At 59.3% G+C, this 19,288-nt stretch carries 19 protein-coding genes and 1 pseudogene; 9 read left to right on the top strand and 11 right to left on the bottom strand.

The annotated features are described in order from the left end of the window. Positions 1-20: 20 nt before the first annotated feature. From Q0O99_RS12855 to Q0O99_RS12830, 6 genes are all read right to left on the bottom strand, one after another. Entirely contained in the window at positions 21-974 is a 954-nt protein-coding gene (locus tag Q0O99_RS12855) for a nitronate monooxygenase family protein (protein ID WP_293752144.1), read from the bottom strand. Between the two features lie 216 nt (positions 975-1,190). Further along, positions 1,191-3,011 (bottom strand): acyl-CoA dehydrogenase, encoded by a 1,821-nt coding sequence (locus Q0O99_RS12850; protein ID WP_293752142.1) that lies wholly within the window; start codon positions 3,009-3,011, stop codon positions 1,191-1,193. Positions 3,012-3,086: 75 nt separating this feature from the next. After that, positions 3,087-4,019, bottom strand: a complete 933-nt coding sequence (locus tag Q0O99_RS12845) for an FAD-binding protein (RefSeq protein ID WP_293752140.1) — start codon at positions 4,017-4,019, stop codon at positions 3,087-3,089. Positions 4,020-4,119: 100 nt separating this feature from the next. Further along, complete coding sequence (locus tag Q0O99_RS12840) at positions 4,120-4,875, bottom strand: electron transfer flavoprotein subunit beta/FixA family protein (RefSeq protein ID WP_293752138.1); 756 nt, start codon at positions 4,873-4,875, stop codon at positions 4,120-4,122. 177 nt (positions 4,876-5,052) lie between these two features. Continuing rightward, positions 5,053-6,780 (bottom strand): dihydroxy-acid dehydratase, encoded by a 1,728-nt coding sequence (ilvD, locus tag Q0O99_RS12835; protein WP_293752136.1) that lies wholly within the window; start codon positions 6,778-6,780, stop codon positions 5,053-5,055. 30 nt (positions 6,781-6,810) lie between these two features. After that, positions 6,811-7,833 (bottom strand): NAD-dependent epimerase/dehydratase family protein, encoded by a 1,023-nt coding sequence (locus tag Q0O99_RS12830; RefSeq protein WP_293752134.1) that lies wholly within the window; start codon positions 7,831-7,833, stop codon positions 6,811-6,813. 146 nt (positions 7,834-7,979) lie between these two features. On the opposite strand from Q0O99_RS12830, the gene Q0O99_RS12825 reads away from it, so the two are divergent. From Q0O99_RS12825 to Q0O99_RS12805, 5 genes are read left to right on the top strand one after another with little or no spacing between them, the layout of a single operon-like run. Then, positions 7,980-9,011 carry a TRAP transporter substrate-binding protein gene (locus Q0O99_RS12825; RefSeq protein ID WP_293752132.1) on the top strand — a complete coding sequence of 344 codons (1,032 nt, stop codon included), beginning with the start codon at positions 7,980-7,982 and terminating at the stop codon, positions 9,009-9,011. Positions 9,012-9,023: 12 nt separating this feature from the next. Continuing rightward, positions 9,024-9,740 (top strand): aldolase, encoded by a 717-nt coding sequence (locus tag Q0O99_RS12820; protein WP_293752130.1) that lies wholly within the window; start codon positions 9,024-9,026, stop codon positions 9,738-9,740. Further along, a complete protein-coding gene (locus tag Q0O99_RS12815) occupies positions 9,737-10,234 on the top strand; it encodes a TRAP transporter small permease (RefSeq protein ID WP_293752128.1) in 498 nt (165 codons plus the stop codon). The genes Q0O99_RS12820 and Q0O99_RS12815 overlap by 4 nt, the downstream gene beginning before the upstream one ends. After that, on the top strand, positions 10,231-11,526 hold the full coding sequence (locus Q0O99_RS12810) for a TRAP transporter large permease (protein WP_293752126.1): 1,296 nt from the start codon (positions 10,231-10,233) through the stop codon (positions 11,524-11,526). The genes Q0O99_RS12815 and Q0O99_RS12810 overlap by 4 nt, the downstream gene beginning before the upstream one ends. A gap of 30 nt (positions 11,527-11,556) precedes the next feature. Then, positions 11,557-12,435, top strand: coding sequence for an NAD(P)-dependent oxidoreductase (locus tag Q0O99_RS12805; protein ID WP_293752124.1), 879 nt, complete (start codon positions 11,557-11,559; stop codon positions 12,433-12,435). A 15-nt stretch (positions 12,436-12,450) separates the two neighbouring features. On the opposite strand, the gene Q0O99_RS12800 is transcribed toward Q0O99_RS12805, so the two are convergent. From Q0O99_RS12800 to Q0O99_RS12790, 3 genes are read right to left on the bottom strand one after another with little or no spacing between them, the layout of a single operon-like run. Beyond that, positions 12,451-13,740: a mechanosensitive ion channel domain-containing protein gene (locus tag Q0O99_RS12800; RefSeq protein WP_293752122.1), complete on the bottom strand. Its 1,290-nt coding sequence runs from the start codon at positions 13,738-13,740 to the stop codon at positions 12,451-12,453. After that, positions 13,728-14,528 (bottom strand): enoyl-CoA hydratase, encoded by an 801-nt coding sequence (locus Q0O99_RS12795; RefSeq protein ID WP_293752120.1) that lies wholly within the window; start codon positions 14,526-14,528, stop codon positions 13,728-13,730. Before Q0O99_RS12795 ends, Q0O99_RS12800 begins: the two co-directional genes overlap by 13 nt. A gap of 26 nt (positions 14,529-14,554) precedes the next feature. Then, positions 14,555-15,508 carry a histone deacetylase family protein gene (locus tag Q0O99_RS12790; protein WP_293752210.1) on the bottom strand — a complete coding sequence of 318 codons (954 nt, stop codon included), beginning with the start codon at positions 15,506-15,508 and terminating at the stop codon, positions 14,555-14,557. Positions 15,509-15,682: 174 nt separating this feature from the next. Between Q0O99_RS12790 and mltB the strand changes: the two genes are divergently transcribed. The 4 genes and pseudogenes from mltB to Q0O99_RS12770 form a co-directional block, all read left to right on the top strand. Next, a complete protein-coding gene (mltB, locus tag Q0O99_RS12785; protein WP_293752118.1) occupies positions 15,683-16,843 on the top strand; it encodes a lytic murein transglycosylase B in 1,161 nt (386 codons plus the stop codon). A gap of 12 nt (positions 16,844-16,855) precedes the next feature. Beyond that, positions 16,856-17,077, top strand: a complete 222-nt coding sequence (locus tag Q0O99_RS12780; RefSeq protein ID WP_293752116.1) for a TIGR02450 family Trp-rich protein — start codon at positions 16,856-16,858, stop codon at positions 17,075-17,077. A 129-nt stretch (positions 17,078-17,206) separates the two neighbouring features. After that, positions 17,207-17,983, top strand: a complete 777-nt coding sequence (locus tag Q0O99_RS12775) for a hypothetical protein (RefSeq protein ID WP_293752114.1) — start codon at positions 17,207-17,209, stop codon at positions 17,981-17,983. A 35-nt stretch (positions 17,984-18,018) separates the two neighbouring features. Continuing rightward, a pseudogene (locus Q0O99_RS12770) lies at positions 18,019-18,159 on the top strand (TIGR02450 family Trp-rich protein); the annotation flags it as partial. A 141-nt stretch (positions 18,160-18,300) separates the two neighbouring features. Here Q0O99_RS12770 and Q0O99_RS12765 read toward each other — a convergent pair. Both Q0O99_RS12765 and Q0O99_RS12760 read right to left on the bottom strand, forming a co-directional pair. Beyond that, positions 18,301-18,696 carry a hypothetical protein gene (locus Q0O99_RS12765; RefSeq protein ID WP_293752110.1) on the bottom strand — a complete coding sequence of 132 codons (396 nt, stop codon included), beginning with the start codon at positions 18,694-18,696 and terminating at the stop codon, positions 18,301-18,303. A 33-nt stretch (positions 18,697-18,729) separates the two neighbouring features. Further along, a complete protein-coding gene (locus tag Q0O99_RS12760; RefSeq protein ID WP_367185248.1) occupies positions 18,730-19,104 on the bottom strand; it encodes a DUF6641 family protein in 375 nt (124 codons plus the stop codon). Between the last annotated feature and the right edge of the window lie 184 nt (positions 19,105-19,288).

Here is a 19,288-nt window from a genome sequence, read left to right as displayed (position 1 = left end):
GGCGGCTCAGGCCGACGCCATCACAGGGCCAAACGGTCGCGGGCCGCTTGGTATTGCGCCTTGAGCTGGGCCACCAAATCGGCTGTGCTTTGCACCGCCTGGATCGCACCAATGCCTTGGCCGCAGCCCCAGATGTCTTTCCAGGCTTTTTTGGCGTCACCACCGAAGTTCATCTTGCTGGGGTCGGACTCGGGCAGGTTTTCGGGGTCCAGGCCCGCTGCGCGGATCGACGGCGCCAGGTAGTTGCCATGCACGCCCGTGAACAAATTGCTCAAGACGATGTCATCCGAGTTGCAGTCCACAATGGCTTGTTTGTAGTCATCGGTAGCACGCGCTTCCGTGGTGGCGATGAAGGCCGAGCCGATGTAGGCGAAATCCGCGCCCATGGCTTGCGCCGCCAAAATCGCGTCGCCCGTGGCAATAGATCCAGACAAGGCCACCGGACCGTCGAACCACTGGCGAATTTCCTGGATCAAGGCAAACGGGCTTTTCACACCCGCATGGCCTCCTGCACCGGCGGCCACGGCGATCAGGCCGTCAGCGCCCTTTTCAATCGCTTTGTGCGCGTGCTTGTTGTTGATGATGTCGTGCAGCACCACACCGCCGTAGCTGTGGGCGGCCTCGTTGATTTCTTCGCGCGCGCCGAGCGAGGTGATGATGATCGGCACCTTGTATTTGACGCACATGGCCATGTCGTGCTCCAGACGGTCGTTGCTCTTGTGCACGATCTGGTTGATGGCGAATGGGGCAGCGGGCTTGTCGGGGTTGGCGGCGTTGTAGGCGGCCAAGGTTTCGGTGATCTCGATCAGCCACTCTTCGAGCTGCGCGGCAGGACGGGCATTCAAAGCGGGCATGGAGCCAACGATGCCGGCCTTGCACTGCTCGATCACCAACTTGGGGTTGCTGATGATGAACAAGGGCGATGCGATGGCGGGGAACGGCAGGTTGGCCAGTACGGGGGGCAGCTTGGACATGAGGTCTCCTGAAAAAATATCGGTCTATTGTGAAAGAACAAACGCATTCAACGGTGTCGGCACGGGGACAAGATGTCTGAGCGTCATGCGGCGTCAGCGCCGAATAGGGCTTTCGCGGTCAGAGACCGCTCCCACAAAAGTGAAATGACCCTGTAGGAGCGGTCTCAGACCGCGATGGGCGTGGCACACGCCCCATGCCCCCTGTGCAGCGGCTGATCAAAACGCGTCCAGCGCCATCGCCGTCACGCTGCCTGCGCCTTCCACAATGCTGTCGCGGATGCCGGGGGCTTTGGACAGGATGTGGTCGGCGTAAAAACGCGCGGTGGTGACTTTGGCGGCCATGAATGCGGCGTCTTGTGCCTGGGCTTGAGGCGTCAAAGCCACCAACAGCGCGCGGCCCATTTGCCAGCCCGCCATCAGGTTGCCCGCCAGCATGAGGTAGGGCACGCTGCCTGCAAACACGTCGTTGGGGTGGGCCTTGGTGTTGCCCGCCACAAACTCGACCACGTCCACAAAGGCTTCGCGGGCGGCTTTGAGGCGACGGGCCACAGCCAGTGCATCGGCGTTGCCCGATGCGACCAATTCGCTTTCGGTCTGGGCCACTTGCGCGGCCAATGCTTTGGCGGTTTGGCCGCCGTCACGCGCGGTCTTGCGACCCACCAGGTCGTTGGCCTGGATGGCGGTCGTGCCTTCGTAAATCGTCAAAATCTTGGCGTCGCGGTAGTACTGCGCAGCGCCCGTTTCTTCAATGAAGCCCATGCCACCGTGCACCTGCACGCCCAAGCTGGTGACTTCCAGGCTCATCTCGGTGCTGTAGCCCTTGACCAGCGGCACCATGAATTCGTAAAACGCCAGATTTTGCTTTCTGACTTCTGCATCGGGATGGTGGTGCGATGCATCGTAAGCGGCGGCCGCGGTGGATGCCATGGCGCGGCAGCCTTCGGTGTAGGCGCGCATGGTCATGAGCATGCGGCGCACATCGGGGTGGTGAATGATCGGGCCAGCCGCAGGCAAGCTACCGTCCACCGGGCGGCTTTGCACGCGGTCGCGGGCGTACTGCACGGCACGCTGATATGAGCGCTCGGCAATCGCGATGCCCTGCACACCCACGGCGTAGCGGGCGGCATTCATCATGATGAACATGTATTCAAGGCCACGGTTTTCTTGGCCGACCAGGAAGCCCACAGCACCGGGTCCGGTGCTGTCTGCAATACTCGCCGCCGTTCCGTCGCCAAACTGCAGCACCGCTGTGGGGCTGGCCTTGATGCCCAACTTGTGCTCAATGCTCACGCAATGCACATCGTTGCGCGCGCCCAAAGAGCCATCGCTCTTGACAAGAAACTTGGGCACCACAAACAGGCTGATGCCTTTGACGCCTTCGGGCGCGCCCACCACGCGGGCCAACACCAAGTGCACGATGTTCTCGGCCATGTCGTGCTCACCATAGGTGATGTAGATCTTGGTGCCGAAAATTTTGAACGTGCCATCGGGCTGCGGTTCGGCGCGGGTGCGCACGGCGGCCAGGTCAGATCCGGCTTGAGGCTCGGTCAGGTTCATGGTGCCGGTCCACTGGCCAGAGACCAGCTTTTCCAGGTAAGTGGCTTTGAGCTCGTCGGAACCTGCGGTCAGCAAAGCTTCGATCGCGCCGTCGGTGAGCAAGGGGCACAGCGCAAAGGCCATGTTGGCCGAGTTGAGCATTTCACCGCAGGCCGCGCCGATGGTTTTGGGCAGGCCCTGGCCACCAAAGTCGGCCGGGTGCTGCAGGCCTTGCCAACCGCCTTCCGCGTACTGCTGGTAAGCCTCTTTGAAGCCGGGCGTGGTGGTCACGCCGCTGCCGTTGTGGAACGACGGGTTCTTGTCGCCTTCCCAGTTCAGGGGCGAGATCACGTCCTGGTTGAGCTTGGCGCATTCCTCGAGCACCGCTTGCGCGGTTTCCAAACCCGCGTCTTCAAAGCCGGGAATCTGTGCGATCTGGTCGATGCAGGCCAGATGCTCGATGTTGAAAAGCATGTCCTTCAAGGGGGCGATGTAGCTCATGGAAGTCTCCGGAATGTCTGTGAAGGGGTACAAAAAAGGCACCGCGAGCGATGCCTTTTGAGAGGTGCGGATGAATCAAAGGGCCTGTGTCAACTCAGGCACAGCCGCAAACAAATCGGCTTCCAGGCCAAAGTCGGCCACGCTGAAGATCGGCGCTTCGGGGTCCTTGTTGATCGCCACGATCACCTTGGAATCCTTCATGCCGGCCAGGTGCTGGATCGCGCCCGAGATGCCGCAAGCGACATACAACTGGGGCGCCACGATCTTGCCGGTCTGGCCCACTTGCAGGTCGTTGGCGGCGTACCCTGCGTCCACCGCGGCGCGGCTGGCACCAATGGCGGCGCCCAGTTTGTCGGCCAGGGGCGTCATCACTTCGTTGAACTTCTCGGCGCTGCCCAATGCGCGGCCACCGGAGACAATGATCTTGGCGGCGGTCAGTTCGGGGCGGTCGTTCTTGGCGATCTCGCTGCGCGTGAAGCTGCTCTTGCCGCTGTCGGCTTGGGCTGCTGCGCTTTCCACCGCGGCGCTGCCACCCGAGGCGGCAGCAGCATCAAAGCCGGTGGTGCGCACGGTGATGACTTTGGTGCCATCGGTGCTTTGCACGGTGGCGATGGCGTTGCCAGCGTAGATCGGGCGCTCAAAGGTGTCGGCCGAGATGACTTGCGTCACATCGCTGATCTGCGCGACATCGAGCTTGGCGGCCACGCGGGGGGCCACGTTTTTACCCGCGGCTGTGGCAGGGAACAAGATGTGGCTGTAGTTCCCCGCAATGGCCAGCACCTGGGCTGCGACGTTTTCGGCCAAGCTGTGGGCCAGGGCCTCGCTGTCCGCGTGAATGACTTTGGCAACACCCGCGATTTGGGCCGCGGCGGCGGCAGCGGCAGCGGCGTTGTGGCCAGCCACCAGCACATGCACGTCACCACCGCACGCGGCAGCGGCCGTGACGGTGTTGAGCGTTGCGCCCTTGATCGAGGCGTTGTCGTGTTCGGCAATAACGAGAGAAGTCATGATGGTTGAGCGTGAATGGTTGAGGGTTGAGCGCAAAGGGTGAAGGTTGGGCGTTGGTGGGTGCTGTTCACTCTGAACACCCCACACTCCAGGCTGAACTTCAGATGACTTTGGCCACGTTTTTGAGCTTGTCCACCAGGGTCGCCACATCGGGCACCTTGATGCCAGCGCTGCGCTTGGCGGGCTCGGTCACTTTCAGGGTCTTGATGCGGGGGGCCACATCGACGCCCAGATCTTCCGGCTTGAAGTGGTCGAGTTGTTTTTTCTTAGCCTTCATGATGTTGGGCAGCGTCACATACCGCGGCTCGTTCAGGCGCAGGTCGGTGGTGATCACGGCGGGCAGGCTGATGCTCAGCACTTCCAGGCCTCCGTCGATCTCACGCGTGACTTGGGCTTGGCCATCGACGATTTCCACTTTGGAAGCGAATGTGGCTTGGGGCAAATCGGCCAACGCGGCAAGCATCTGGCCGGTCTGGTTGCAGTCGTCGTCAATGGCTTGCTTGCCCAAGATGATCAGGCCGGGTTGCTCTTTGTCGACCAAGGCCTTGAGCAGCTTGGCCACGGCCAGTGGCTGCAGGTCCATGTCAGCAGGGGTCTCCACCAGAATGCCGCGATCGGCGCCGATGGCCATCGCGGTGCGCAGGGTTTCTTGGCACTGGGCCACACCGCAAGACACAGCGATGACTTCGGTCGCGAACCCTTTTTCTTTCAGGCGCACAGCTTCTTCGACGGCGATTTCGTCAAAGGGGTTCATGCTCATCTTGACGTTGGCAATGTCCACACCCGAACCATCGGACTTGACGCGGACCTTGACGTTGTAGTCCACCACCCGCTTGACGGGAACCAGAATTTTCATGAAAGCTTCTCCATTGATATCAAAACCCAAGTACCTTGAAATGCCGTGATGTCGTTGACGTTACGTCAACGTCAATTGTGCATCAAAAGCGCCAAAGAGGCACCTCATATTGCAGAAAAAAGCACGACCGTTCGCATTTTAGAGCGAAATTGCAAATCTTAAATCACCATTGAAAAATCAATTCACCGGGTCCGGACCGCTGTGGGTCACCGCCCCCAGACGGGCTGCAGAGACCAGCTTGGCATATTTTTCAAGAACACCCGACAGCCGTGGTCTTGGCCGGACCGCAGCAGCCTGTGCACGCACAGCCAAAACCTCCGGACTCAACAGCACATCGAGCGTGCCCGCTTGGGCATCGAGTCGGATGCGATCCCCGTCTGCAAGCCAGGCAATAGGACCGTTGTCCGCCGCTTCTGGCCCGATGTAGCCCACCATCATGCCTCGGGTCGCGCCGGAAAAACGGCCATCGGTCAACAGGGCCACTTTTTCGCCCATGCCCTGCCCGTAGACCAGCGCCGTCACGCCCAACATCTCCCGCATGCCCGGGCCCCCTTTGGGGCCTTCGTTGCGAATCACCAGCACATCCCCGGCCGCATAAGCTTGTTGCGTGACCGCCTCGAAGCACGCCTCTTCGTTCTCAAAGACGCGCGCCGGGCCTTCAAACACCAAAGACTTCAAGCCCGCCACTTTGATCAACGCGCCTTCGGGTGCCAGATTGCCTTTGAGCACCACCACACCCCCCGTGGGGCTGATGGCCTGCGCCACCTGCCGAACCACTTGCCCGTCCGGCAGAGGGACATCGGCCAAATCCTCGGTCAATGTGCGTCCTGACAAGGTCAGGGCATCGCCATGCAAGTGTCCGCCTTCAAGCAACGATTTCAATACCGAGCGGACTCCGCCAACCCGATGCAAATCCACCGCCAAAAACCGCCCCCCGGGTTGCAGATCGGCAATCAAGGGGGTTCGGGCAAACACGGCCGCCACATCGTCCAAAGTGAAAGAGATGCCGACTTCGTGTGCGATGGCCGGCAAATGAAGGCCCGCATTGGTAGACCCCCCCGTGGCGGCCACCGCCGCGCAAGCGTTCTCAAGGGATTGGCGGGTGATCAGGTCGCGCGGCAAGGGGCCGCCTGCCCGAATGATCTCGGTGATGCGCCGCCCCGCAGCACGCGCCAACGCCAGTCGCTCGCTGTACACCGCGGGCATCATGGCCGAACCCGGCAACGCCAGTCCCAGGGTTTCGGCCACCATGGCCATGGTGTTGGCCGTGAACTGGCCAGGGCATGAACCCACCGTGGGCGAGCAAGCCCGCTCGAGTTCGTGCAGGTCTTGCTCGCTCATCTGACCCGCCAGCACCGAGCCCACCCCTTCATAGGCGGTGAGGATGGTCACGTCTTTACCGCGCCATTGCCCAGGCAACATGGCCCCGCCATACACAAACACACTGGGGCAATTGAGCCTGGCCATGGCCATCATCACGCCAGGCAGGGTTTTGTCACAACCGGTAAAACCCAGCAAGCCGTCGTAAGCATGGGCCGTGATCACCGCTTCGATGGAGTCAGCAATGATCTCCCGCGACACCAGGCTCATGCGCATGCCTGCGTGGTTCATGGACACACCGTCCGAAACGGAAATAGTGGTGAACGGCACTGAAATACCCTGCCCTGCCGCCACGCCCAGGCGTGCCGCATCGGCCTGCGGCCCCAAGGACATCGAGCAGGGTGTGTTCTCGCCATGCTGGCTGACAATGCCCACCATGGGCTTGCCAAAGTCTTCATCCGACATGCCTACAGCGCGCAAAAAGGCCCGATGGGGCGTGCGGTCCATGCCCTCAACGATGCGCGCGGAGGTGAGTTTTTCAGGGGGGGTGAAAGCGCGTTTGGGTGTGGGTGTGGGTGTGGTCATGGCTGTTGTTTCGGTGAGGGTTGTGGGTGCTCAAGGGCTCAAGATGGGCTGCGCCAACTGGCGCACAAATGCAGTCAAATCGTGCTTGAAAGTCTGGCGTTCGTCCGTCAGCTCCAGCTGTTGGGCCAGCGCAAAAGACACGTCCAGCGGCCATGCGCCAAACTGGGCCTGCAGGTCGGGCTGGGGGGAAAACTGAACACGTTGCGGTGCTTGCGGATCAATTTGGGCCATCGCCTGGAACACCTCGTGCACGGTCACAGGCCAGGCCGGCGCATTCAGGGCGCAGGTTCCGGCTGGGCCCATGACCCGGGACCAACGGGCATGGTCCAAGCCCAGCAAGCGCATGAGGTGCGCCAGCGCAGCAGGCAAACTCAAAAGCCAAAGTCGGGCGTCGGGTGACACAGGGCAGACATAGTCTCGCCCCGACAAGGGCTCGCGAATCAGGTCGCTGTTGAAACCCGACAAGGCCCCATTGGGCAAGACGGGGCGCAGCACCACGCCGGACAAGCGCACGGCGCGGCCGTCCAGGTCGCCACGGCGGTTCATGTCGTCCAGCATCAACTCCAGCATGCGCTTGTGGGTGCCATAACTGAGGCTGGGCCGCTGGAGGGTGTGGTCGTCGATCCGAGGCGGCAGGGGCGTGCCGTAGACCGCAATCGAGCTGGTCATGAGCCAGCGCACCCATGGGCCACCTTGCCTGTACTGGGCACGGCAGCGCGCCAGCAAATCGAGGCAAGCATGCAAGTTGATGCGCTCCCCCAGCGCCACGTCTTGCTCTGTGCGGCCACTCATCCAACCGGCCAAATGCACCACCGCATGGACCGGTTGCTCAAGCAGGGCATCACACACCCGAGGATCTGACAAATCACCGACGACCCAGCGCGTGTTGGCTTCGGGTCGCACGCCCTCAGCAGCTTGGGTATCGGTCAACACCCACTGCCAAGACCTTGGGGCGCTCAATGCCAAGGCCTTGACCAAGGCTTGACCCACATAACCGGCAGCGCCCGTGACCAAAACACGGGCGTTTGACGGCAGATCGAATGGATGGCTCATGCTTTCAAGGGTATTGAGGTCACTGTTCATGGCCAGACCCGGGTAAACCATGACTGATTTGGCAGCTTTGACAACATTCAATCAATATACTTTGCTTTTTTCAACCGCCTGATTTCAGGTCCTGACCATTTTGACGGAGACACCCCATGAGAAAAGTTTTCAAACACCTTGCCTTGACAGGCGCCATGGCCCTGGCCATGGGTTTCAACACGGCCAGTGCCCAAACCGTGCTGACCATGTCCAGTTGGGTGGGCCCCACCCACCCCCTGACGCGTGATGTGTTGGGTGGTTGGGCCGCAGCCGTGGAAAAAGCCACCAATGGCCGCGTCAAAATGCAAATGTTGGCCAAGCACCCCGTGGCACCTCAAGGCACTTTTGATGGCGTGCGCGATGGCGTGATGGACGTGTCCTATGTGACCGCCAGCTACACACCCGCTCGCCACCCCCTGCCCCTGCTGGCCGAGCTGCCTGGCTCGGGTGGCACCGCTGAAATCAACTCGGTGGCCTTCAGCCGCATCCATTGGAAACACCTGCACAAAGCAGGTGAATACAAAGGCGTCAAATTGCTGGGCGTGTTCACCCACGGTCCTGGCCAAATGTTTTTGGTCAAAAAGCCAGTCAACTCGGTCGCTGACATCGCGGGCATGAAAATCCGCAGCGGTGGCGGCATCTCGGAAGCTTCCGCCAAAGCCCTGGGCGCCTCCCCGCTGGTCAAACCCGCCCCTGAATCCTATGAAATTTTGGCCTCGGGCGTGGCCGACGGCACGTTTTTCCCGGCCGAATCCATCCGCTCCTTCAATCTGGACAAAGTGGTCAAACACGCCACCATTTTCCCTGGCGGTTTTTACTCTTCGGCCTTTGGCTTCTTCATGAACGAAGAGAAGTGGAACAAGCTGTCCAAGCAAGACCAGGACGCCATCAATTCCGTATCGGGTGAAGCCCTGGCCCGTCTGGCAGGTCAAGCCTGGGATGCTGCGGACAAAGGCGGCATGGAAGCCTTGCGCGCTGCGGGTGTGAACATCCAGCAAGCCAGCCCGGCCTTCATTGCCGAAGTGCGCACCCGCACAGAGCCCCTGGCCAACACCTGGATCCAGGCTGCCAATGCCAAAGGGCTGGAAGGTGCCAAGGTCTTGGCCGAGTTCCGTGAAGAGCTCAAGCGCGTGGCCGACGGCAAATAATTTCGGCATCGGATGACTGACCCCTGCCAAGTTCTGACCCAATGCGCCCTGATTCTTGCGGACGAAAAGCATGAATCAGGGTTGGCCGGGCAAATCACCGCCCGGGGGCCCATCCCCAACACCTATTGGACGCTGCCTCTGGGTGTGTCTTTTGACGAAGCCACCCCGGCATCGTGGCTTTTGATTGACGATCAAATGCGCTTGATCGAGGGGGAAGGTGCGCACGGCATCCGCGAGCCCAACCCGGCCATGCGCTTTCATTTGTGGGTCTACAAAAGCCGCCCAGACGTGAACGCGATTGTTCACACCCATCCCCCCGCGGCCTCGGCACTGGCTGCGGCCGAATGCCCCCTGGTTGTGGCCCACATGGACGCTACTCCTTTGTTTGAGGACATGGTCTACTTGCCCGAGTGGCCTGGCTTGCCTACGGCCGACAAAGAGGGCGAGATCATCGCCACCGCACTGGGCCCGCACCATGCGATGCTGCTGGCCCACCATGGCCTGCTGACGGCCGGGCGCAGCGTGCAAGAAGCCGCTTTTCTGGCCGTCTTCATGGAGCGCATGGCACAGCTGCAAATCAATGCGTCCACGCTCGGGGGTGTTCGTCCCATCGATCCAAAAGAAGCCCGTCGTGCCAGAGATTTCTTGCGCACCGACCGCATCATGAACATCACGTTCGACGCCTGGACACGTCGCGCCAACCGCCTGAGACGAGGACACAAGGGATGAGATTCGCTCAACTTTTACAGAGGACCTTGGGTTACTTGGCCGCAGCCGTGCTTTTTTTGATGATGATCGTCACAGCGGTCGACGTGGTCGGTCGATATTTCTTCAACAAGCCCCTAGCAGGCGGGTTTGAAATAACCGAAATAGGACTGGCTTTGCTCATTTACTGCGCTTTGCCCTTGGTCAGTGCCCGGCGCGAGCACATCGTCATCGACACCTTTGATGTCTTCATGAGCCCAGGGGTCAAAACCTTTCTCAATCGACTGTCCGACGTCGTCTGTTTTGTCGCCTTATCGGGTGTGGGCTACATTCTCTTCAGGCGGGCTGTGCGCGTTGCAGAATACGGCGACACGACCAACGTTCTCCTGCTGCCACTGGCCCCCGTGGTTTACACCATGAGCGGCATGATCGTGGTGGCTGGCCTGATGCACCTGGTGCTGATTTTCATACCGCACGCCGAACAGACCGCCTTCGACTCCGAAGAAATAACACCATGACAGAAGCAAGTATTGGCCTGTTGGCCATGTTGATCCTGGCCTTTGCCCGGGTTCCATTGGCGATTGCCATGGGCCTGGTCGGCTTTGCGGGCCTGTGGTGGATGAGGGGGCTCAACCCCGCCTTGGCTTCCGTCACCTCCACGGTCTATGAAGCAGGTTTTGAGTACACGCTTTCGGTCGTTCCCTTGTTCATCTTGATGGGCAACTTCGTGACACGCGCAGGCATGTCCCGTGAGCTTTACCGGGCTGCCTACACACTTGTCGGACATTTTCGGGGAGGCCTTGGCATGGCCACGGTGATGGCCTGCGCTGGGTTTGGCAGCGTTTGTGGTTCATCCATTGCGACAGCCGCCACCATGACCAAGGTGGCCTACCCGTCCATGAAAGACCATGGCTATTCGGGTCAGCTGGCGGCTGGCGCCATTGCGGCCGGGGGCACCTTGGGTATTTTGATTCCCCCTTCCACCATCTTGGTCATCTATGGCCTGGTCACAGAAACCAGCATTGGCAAACTGTTTGCGGCGGGTATGGTCCCCGGCTTGTTGGCGGTCTTCATGATGTGCATGACGATCGCCTTCATCACTTGGCGTGACCCCGCCTCAGGCCCTGCAGCCGAACGCTCGAGCTGGGCCGAACGCTTCGATGCCATGAAAGATGTGTGGGCTGTGGCTGTTTTGTTTGTGATCGTGATGGGCGGCATTTACGGCGGCGTCTTCACCACCACAGAAGGCGCGGGCATCGGTGCTTTCGGGGCCTTCATCATTGCCCTGTTGCGCAGATCGCTGAACTTCTCCGTCACCCTGGACATCTTGGTCGAAAGTGCACGCACAACGGGCATGCTGTTCATGATCCTGGTGGGCGCACTGGTGTTTGCCAATTTCGTGAACTTCACCACCTTGCCTTCCGATCTGAAGAGCTTAGTCTCCACACACAACATCAGCCCCATCGCCGTGATGATCGCCATTTGTGCGATCTACATCATTTTAGGGGCCGCCATGGAAGAGTTGTCCATGGTGCTGCTGACGCTGCCGGTGTTTTTCCCCTTGGTGGTCAGCCTGGGTTTTGACCCTGTCTGGTTTGGCATCGTCATCGTTTTGGTGGTGATGATTGGCCTGATCAGCCCACCCGTGGGCATGAACATGTTCGTGGTGCGAAACATGCTGCCCGAGTTGAGCACAGCCACCATCTTCAAAGGCGTCATGCCCTTTGTCTGCACCTTGGTCGTGGTGCTCGCCCTGTTGGTGGCTTTCCCGCAAATTGCCCTGTTCCTGCCGCAAGCGCTCAAACTCTGACGCCCAGGCTGCTGCCACGAAAGCTCTTCCATGAAATTGGCTTTTTGCGGACTGGGCTTGATGGGCGAGCCCATGGCCCTGCGCCTCTTGGCGTCTGGGCACACGGTCAATGTCTGGAACCGCACCCCTGCCAAAGCCCACGCCTTGATCGCGTCAGGCGCGCAGTGGTGCGACACCCCATCCCAAGCGGCCAGCGATGTGGATGGCGTTTTCATGTGCCTGTTGAACACCGCCGCCGTCGAACAAGTGGTGTTCGGGCCCGAAGGCATCGTCCATGCCCGGCATTTGCGGTGGCTGGTGGACCACTCCAGCGTTCCCCCTGAGCAGACCCGCGCCTGGAGCCAACGCCTGCGCCTGGCTTGCCAAGCCGACTGGCTCGATGCGCCCGTCTCCGGCGGCGTGGTGGGTGTGCAAACAGGCACACTGGCCGTGATGGTGGGCGGCCCTGCCAGCCCCTTGGGCAGCGCCAGCCAAGCCATGCGCGCTTATGCCAGCAACATCACCCACATGGGCGACAGCGGTGCGGGCCAAGCCACCAAGCTTTGCAACCAGACCATTGTGGCGAGCACGGTGGCCGCCATTGCAGAAGCTGTGGGTCTGGCGCACCGCAATGGCATCGACTTGAATCAACTGGCCAAAGCGCTGCAAGGCGGCTGGGCCGACTCCAAGCCCTTGCAAGTTTTTGTGCCCCGCATGGTCTCGCCAAGCCAAGCATCGATTGGGGCTTTATCGACCATGCTCAAAGATGTGGACAGCGTGATGCAGGTGGCGCAAAGCAGCGGCGCCCCCATGCCGGTCATGGCCACCGTGCAGCAGCAACTGCGCGCAGCCCAGGCTGCCGGCTTGGGCGAAGCAGAACTGTCGGCCTTGATCTGTCTGGTCTGGCCAGAACAACGCTCGGCGTTCTGACCCGCGTGCGCCTTGTCAAGCCTCGCCCGGCTTGGCGGCCCCCACCATGTGCACCACCCGCTGCGGATACGGGATTTCGATGCCATGCGCCTGCAGCGTTTTGAGAATCGCCAGATGCAGGTCTGACTTGAGGTTCCCAGGCCCGGTGTCCGAGTCATCAAACCAATAGTTCACGGTGAATTCCAGCCCATGGACGCCAAATGCCGACAAAGCCACCGAAGGTGCAGGTTCGGCCAACACTTTGGGGTGCGCCTGACAGGCTTGCAGCAGCCAAGCCATGACATCGTCCACGGGGGCGGAGTAAGCCACTGTCACGGTGGTCGACTGTGTGATCTTGGAATCGGTCAAAGACAGATTTTCTACCCGCTGGGTGATCAGCATTTCGTTGGGCACGATCGACTCGCGTCCGTTCGGAGAACGGATAACGGTGTATCGCGCCTTGATGTCCGTGATGCGCCCCTCAAACTGGTCGACTTTGACATTGTCCCCAATGCGCATGCTGCGCTCGGCCAGGATGACAAAACCACTGACGTAGTTGGAGGCCAGCTTTTGCAAGCCAAAGCCAATGCCCACGCCCACCGCACCGCCCAGCACCGACAAAGCCGTCAGGTCAATGCCCACCGACGACAGCGCCAGCAGCAGGCCCACAAACATGAGCAAGGCCCGCACCGTGTTGCTGATCACTTTGCGCAAAGACAAATCGCTGCCCGTGGCCGATTTGAGCAACCGGGCCTCCAAGGCCGCAGAAATCCACAGGGTCACGATCAAGACCAAGCCTGCGGTCAATGCCCCTTCCAGCAAAGTGCGCACAGACAACATGGAGCCGCCCACCTTCCAGCGGATCTGATCCAACTCATCCAGGATCAAAGGCAACACGCCCGTGACCCACAACACCACAGCCAACCAAGCGATCCAGGAGATCGTGCGTTCCAACACCCGCACAAATGGCGCTTCGTCAAATGCCACCTGCAAAACTTTGACCCCCAAGCGGATCAACGCAAGCGAGATGCACACCGGCAACACAATGCCGAACATCGGGGCCGGCTGGGCGTCGGTCATCAACGTTCGCGCCACAAAGGTCAAGCCCAGTAGGAACGTTGGAAACAACACCCCGTCAATCAAGCGCTTGCCCAGCAAAACCGACAAGTCCTGTTCTGCAAATAATTTGCGAATGCCCCAAACAATGACCCAAGAACACAGCACGCAAACCGCAAACGCCATCAGCACTTGAAGCGACTCGGCACGGGCCAAGGCACCCAGCCAAGCCAAGGGATCGGCAATGTTCACCGATTTCATGCCCGCCATGAGGGTGCCCTTTTCTTGATGAAGGCCTGCACGCCCTCTTGCGCCACCTCGTGCACCATGTTGCAGGCCATGGTCTGGCCCGCCAACTGGTAAGCCGCCTCGATGCCCATCTCGCGTTGTTGGTAAAACAAGGCCTTGCCGACCCGCACCGCTTCGCGCGGTTTGGTCAAAATGGCGCTGACCAAATCATCGACCTGCGCATCAAGGTCGGCGACCGCACACACACGGTTCACCAGCCCCCGGCTTTGGGCCTCAGCGGCCGAAATGAAGCCGCCCGTGAGCAGCATTTCCATCGCTTGTTTGGCGTGCATGTTGCGCACCAGCGGCACGCTGGGCGTGGCGCAAAACAGACCCACATCGATGCCGTTCACCCCAAACGTGGCGCTGTCTGACGACACCGCCAAATCGCATTGCGCCACCAGCTGGCAACCCGCCGCTGTGGCCAAGCCTTGCACGCGGGCGATCACGGGCACAGGCAACTTTTGTATCGCCAGCATCATGCGACTGCATTGGGCGAAGAGTTTTTGGTAATAAGCCAGCTCGGGCTGCGCCCGCATTTCTTTCAGATTGTGGCCAGCGCAAAAAGCCTTGCCTGCCGCTCCCACCACCACCACCCGGGCCTGCTCGTCTTGCGCGATTGCATTCAGGGCTTGCTGCAGGGCACCCAGCATGGCCTCACTCAAAGTGTTGAAGCTGGCAGGGCTGTTGAGGGTCAGCCGGTGCACACCACGCGCATCGCGCTCGTGCAGCAGCAGTTCGGTCGTTTGGGGGGCAGTGGTATCGGTCATGCCCCGATTGTGCACAAAGCCTGGGCTCAAACGTCGGCCAGCACGCGCAAATGGGCTTCCACGCTGCGCCCCAGCGCACTCAGGTTGTAGCCGCCTTCCAGGCAACTGACGATGCGGCCTTGGGCATGGCGCAGCGCCACGTCCTTGATGCGCTGGGTGAGCCAGGCGTAATCCTGCTCCACCAGCCCCATCTGGCCCAAGTCGTCTTCGCGGTGCGCGTCAAAACCTGCGCTGATGAAAATCAGCTCGGGCCGGTGTGCCTCTAGGCGCGGCATCCACAGCATGTCCACCAACTCCCGAATCTCCATGCCCCGGGTGTAGGCGGGCACCGGCAGATTGACCAGATTGGCGGCTTGAGATGTCGAGCCACCTTCCGGGTAAAAAGGGTGCTGAAAAAAACTCACCATCAAGATGCGCTCGTCGCCCGCCACGATGTCCTCTGTGCCATTGCCGTGGTGCACGTCAAAGTCGACAATGGCCACGCGCTTGAGGCCATGGCGCTCGAGAGCGTACTTGGCCGCGATGGCCACGTTGTTGAAGAAGCAAAAACCCATGGCCTTGTCGCGGCAAGCGTGGTGGCCCGGTGGGCGCACGGCGCAAAAAGCGTTTTCCAGCTCGCCCGCCAGCACGGCATCGGTGGCATCCAGGGCGGCACCCGCCGCCACCAAAGCCGCATCCCAAGTGTGCGCATTGATCATCGTGTCCGGGTCCAGGCTGGTGTGGGTGGGGCCACCGGCCGCCATGTCTTCGCGCAGGGCATCGCCCAAACCGCGCAAAGCCGCCACATGCATGCGGCCGTGGGCCAGCTCGATGTCGGCCAAAGAGGCTGGCGTCGCCTCGCGCCTTTGCAGCGCCATGTCCACGCCACTGATCAACAAGCGGTCTTCGATGGCCCCCAAGCGCTCCGGGCACTCAGGGTGACCCGCGCCCATCTCATGCTGCCAACAGGCTGGATGGGTGAAATAACCTGTCGCGCCCATGAATGTGTCTTCCCGAATCATCACAGCCAACAAGGCTGCTGTTATTGAAAAATTGATCTGTTTTTACGGGTTCCAGCTTAGCACGGGCGCGCGCAGGTGGCGTTTAAACTCATGGCAATGAAAGCGTTCAAAACCAGTCCCCAATCGATCCTGCACAAGCTTGGGCCGAGAGGGATGCCCATAGGCCTGGCCCTGCTGGTGGGCGCATTGACGGCCTTCGCACCCATCACCGCACTGCCCGCCCAAGACAGCCCCAAACGGCAAGCAGCCAGCAGCCCCCAGCCCGCCAAAGTCAAGCCGCAGCAGCGCCATCAAAACAAGCCGTCTAAAGCCAAAGCCGCACCTTCTGCCAAAAAAACCGCCGTCACGGGCGCGCCCCTCGAAAGCTCCGCCCAAACCCGGGCATGGGCCCAGGATGTAGCCCAGCGCCTGCAGTTGGACCCCATCTGGCTGCAAAACACCCTGAGCCAAGCCAAACGCCTGCCTTCGGTCGAACGTTTCATCTTGCCCCTCAGCAGCCCCACTGCCAAGAACTGGGCCGCCTACCGCGCCCGCTTCATCGAGCCCATCCGCATCCAGGCGGGCGCACGCTTTTGGCAAACCCACCGCAGCGCTTTGGAGCGTGCCGAGCGTGAATACGGCGTCCCCGCCTCGCTGATCGTCGGCATCATCGGCGTGGAAACCCTCTACGGGCAAAACACCGGCAACTTTCGCATCCTCGACGCGCTGGCCACGCTGACCTTCCATTTCCCCAGCGCCCACCCACGGTCGGTCTCACGCCAAGCTTTTTTTCAAGGCGAGCTGGAGCAATTTTTGCTGCTCACCTCGCGCAGCGGTGCAGACCCTTTGACCATCCGGGGCAGCTATGCCGGGGCCATGGGCCTGCCGCAATTCATGCCGTCGAGTTGGGCCAAATTTGCCGTGGACTTTGATGGCGACGGGCGCATCGACCTGTTTGACAGCCCGACCGACGCCATTGGCTCGGTGGCCAACTACTTCAAAGCCTTTGATTGGCGGCCCGGCATGCCCACGCACTACCCGGTCAGCCTGACACCGGGCCAAACCCGCATGGACAGCCTGCTGGCCCCCGACATCTTGCCCACCTTCAGCGTGGCCAACTTTGTCAGCCAAGGCGCCGCCCTGGCAGGTGCCGCGCTGCAGCACACCGGCCCACTGGCCTTGATCGAACTGCTCAACGGACCCGATGCCCCAAGCTACGTGGCCGGCACAGAAAACTTCTACGCCATCACCCGCTACAACTGGAGCAGCTACTACGCCATGGCAGTGATTGAGCTGGCCGAGGCGGTGACGCGTGAAATGCAAATCAAGCGCTGAGGTCGCTCACTCATGAACCCCCTCAACCCCAAAAAACTGCTGCTGACCAAGTGGACTGCCGTTAAACCAATTGCCAAACAAAAGCACTTTTTGGTGAGTCGGGTAATTCAACCTGAACAGCCGACCGATCCGATTCAAGATGTGGAAATAGAAGCCGTGTTCTCCAAGGCGGTGCAGGTCATCGCTTGGCGTGAGCTGCAAAACGACAGTGTTTGGCGGCGGGGTTGGGTTTGATGCCAGGTTGAGCTTAAAAGGTGATAAAAACCACATGTGGCAAATTCCGTGTAGACACCATTCACACAGCTGACTTCAAGTACTTATAAATTTGGTCACCTTGAATCCACTAAATTTTCTGGAAGAAAAATGAAATATTTAATTTTGGCCTTTATGCTTTTCTGCAACTTAAATGTATTTGCCAATGAAAAATTATTTAACTTACCCATTGAAGGTCGAGCCGATAATTATGCTCCCATCCTCCAAAATGCTCACTCAAATGGAGCAGTCAATCTGATACTGATTCCTGGCGGAAACGCTGGTACTGGTGCAGTTTCTAATGGAGTCCCCAGTTCACGAAATTTTTTAGTTCGATCTCGAAATGATTTCACTTCGCAAGGCTTCAATACTTTTGTGATTTTCAGATCAAAATCTACAGATGCGAATGTCATGGCAACCACTTATCGAAATACTGACGAACACGCAAACGAATTAAAATCACTCATTAATCACATAGGAACTTTAAATAAAAATCCAATATGGATCATTGGAACATCAATGGGCACAATTTCAACAACTACCGCTGCCCTCAAAATCTCCAATCCACAAATTAAAGGCATTGTCCTGACAGCATCAGTCACCAACAAGGCCCCAGGAAATTTGGCAGATCAAGCCCTTGATGGGATCAAACTTCCAGTTTTGATGATTCATCACGAATCAGATGCTTGTTTTGCTTGCGTCCCCATGGAAGCAATGAGACTTTTTGATAAATTTACCAATGCGCCAAGAAAAGAGTTTTACATGGTCAAAGGTGGTGGGCCCGTGTCAGGAGATCCTTGTCAAAATCAGCATTGGCACGGATTCATCGGTATAGAAGAAGCCGTAACATCTCAAATTGCAAGCTGGATCAAAGCGAATTCGAATTAATTTGAGTTACTGGATTTAATTACTTTAATTACGTTGGCTGCCGGGTGATCCAGCCTGAGTTGCCAACCGATCCCATTGAGCGGGTGGAAATCGAAGCGGTGTTTTCTAAAGCTGTTCAGGTGATTGCTTGGCGTGACTTGCAAGACGACAGCGTTTGGCAGCAGGGTTGGGTTTGAACCAGAAAAGTATTTCTGCATAGCCTGTCAGGCATGTGGCCGTGGTTTCTAAAACGGCCAATATTTCGGGGCAAACACCCTGATTTCAGGCGGTTTTCACGCATTTCGGCAAGTGTTTTGAGGCCAGCAAAGTGATCTTGTTCAATAGCCACCCTGCCCCCTGCGCGCCTGCTCGGCTTCTCGTTGGCGTTTCTGATTTTCGCGCTCCCTTTGCAGCGCATCTTTTTGACGGTCCACGTTGGCCTTCAATTGCGTGATCCGCATCTGCTCTGGTGTGGGTGGCTTGATGGGTTTAACGGTCTTGGGTTTGGGAAGCCTGGGAGCCTGAGGCTTGATGCTGGTGGGTGACTCAGCAATGAGGTCATCCAGCAATGGGTAGCCCTGCCCTTCGCTGTAAATCTGGGTAGGGGCCACCTGCACGCAGTCCATGCCAAATTGATATTGGCAAAGCAACCTTGCGTGAGTGGCAGAGTTGGCATGCACAGCAGTCTTAACCAGGTGGCCTCGGATGCGGAGGGTAACGAGATATTTGTTCATACCCATATTTATCGTCACACCCCCACGACCAATTTATTTCACAAAGCCTTCTCGCAGTTTGAGTGCGGCAGCTTCAATCTGTACATCCAGCTCCCCTGCTTCCACGGCCTGCTTGATCAGTTCCAGAGTGGGCACCAAGTCAGCTGCAGTGGCAATTTCCACTGCACTTTTGCCCTTGCTGATCTCCAGCTTGCGTGCACCGTATCTGATGTTCAAGGCCAGCTTGTTGGTGTCTGTGGTCCACCACCACGCGCGAACACGGCGTGGGACTTCAACACTGCGGCGGCCACCATCAGGATCAGTGACAGAGCGAAAACGGGTCATGGTGAAGTTGGTTCCCTCGACCTGTGATTTGGCCAGTTGAATCTGCTCCCACAACTTGCGTGCCAGTTTTATACGGCGATGCACTTGAGGGTTGTTGCCAATGGATTTTTTAGCTGCTGTGAATCGCCCCGGGTTTCGTGGAGGCCAGTTGGCTTAAGTTGAGACCTCGGTCTCGTTCTTCCCGGCTAGCTGCCGGTAGTAGTTCGCCTCAGCTTCAGCCGGTGGAATATACCCAATCGAGCTGAGCAGTCGGTGGTGGTTGAACCAA

This window comes from Limnohabitans sp. Rim8 (genome assembly GCF_945901735.1).
GTDB lineage: Bacteria > Pseudomonadota > Gammaproteobacteria > Burkholderiales > Burkholderiaceae_C > Limnohabitans_A.
Note: the sequence above shows the minus strand (reverse complement) of the source record. Positions and strands in the feature narration are given on the sequence as shown.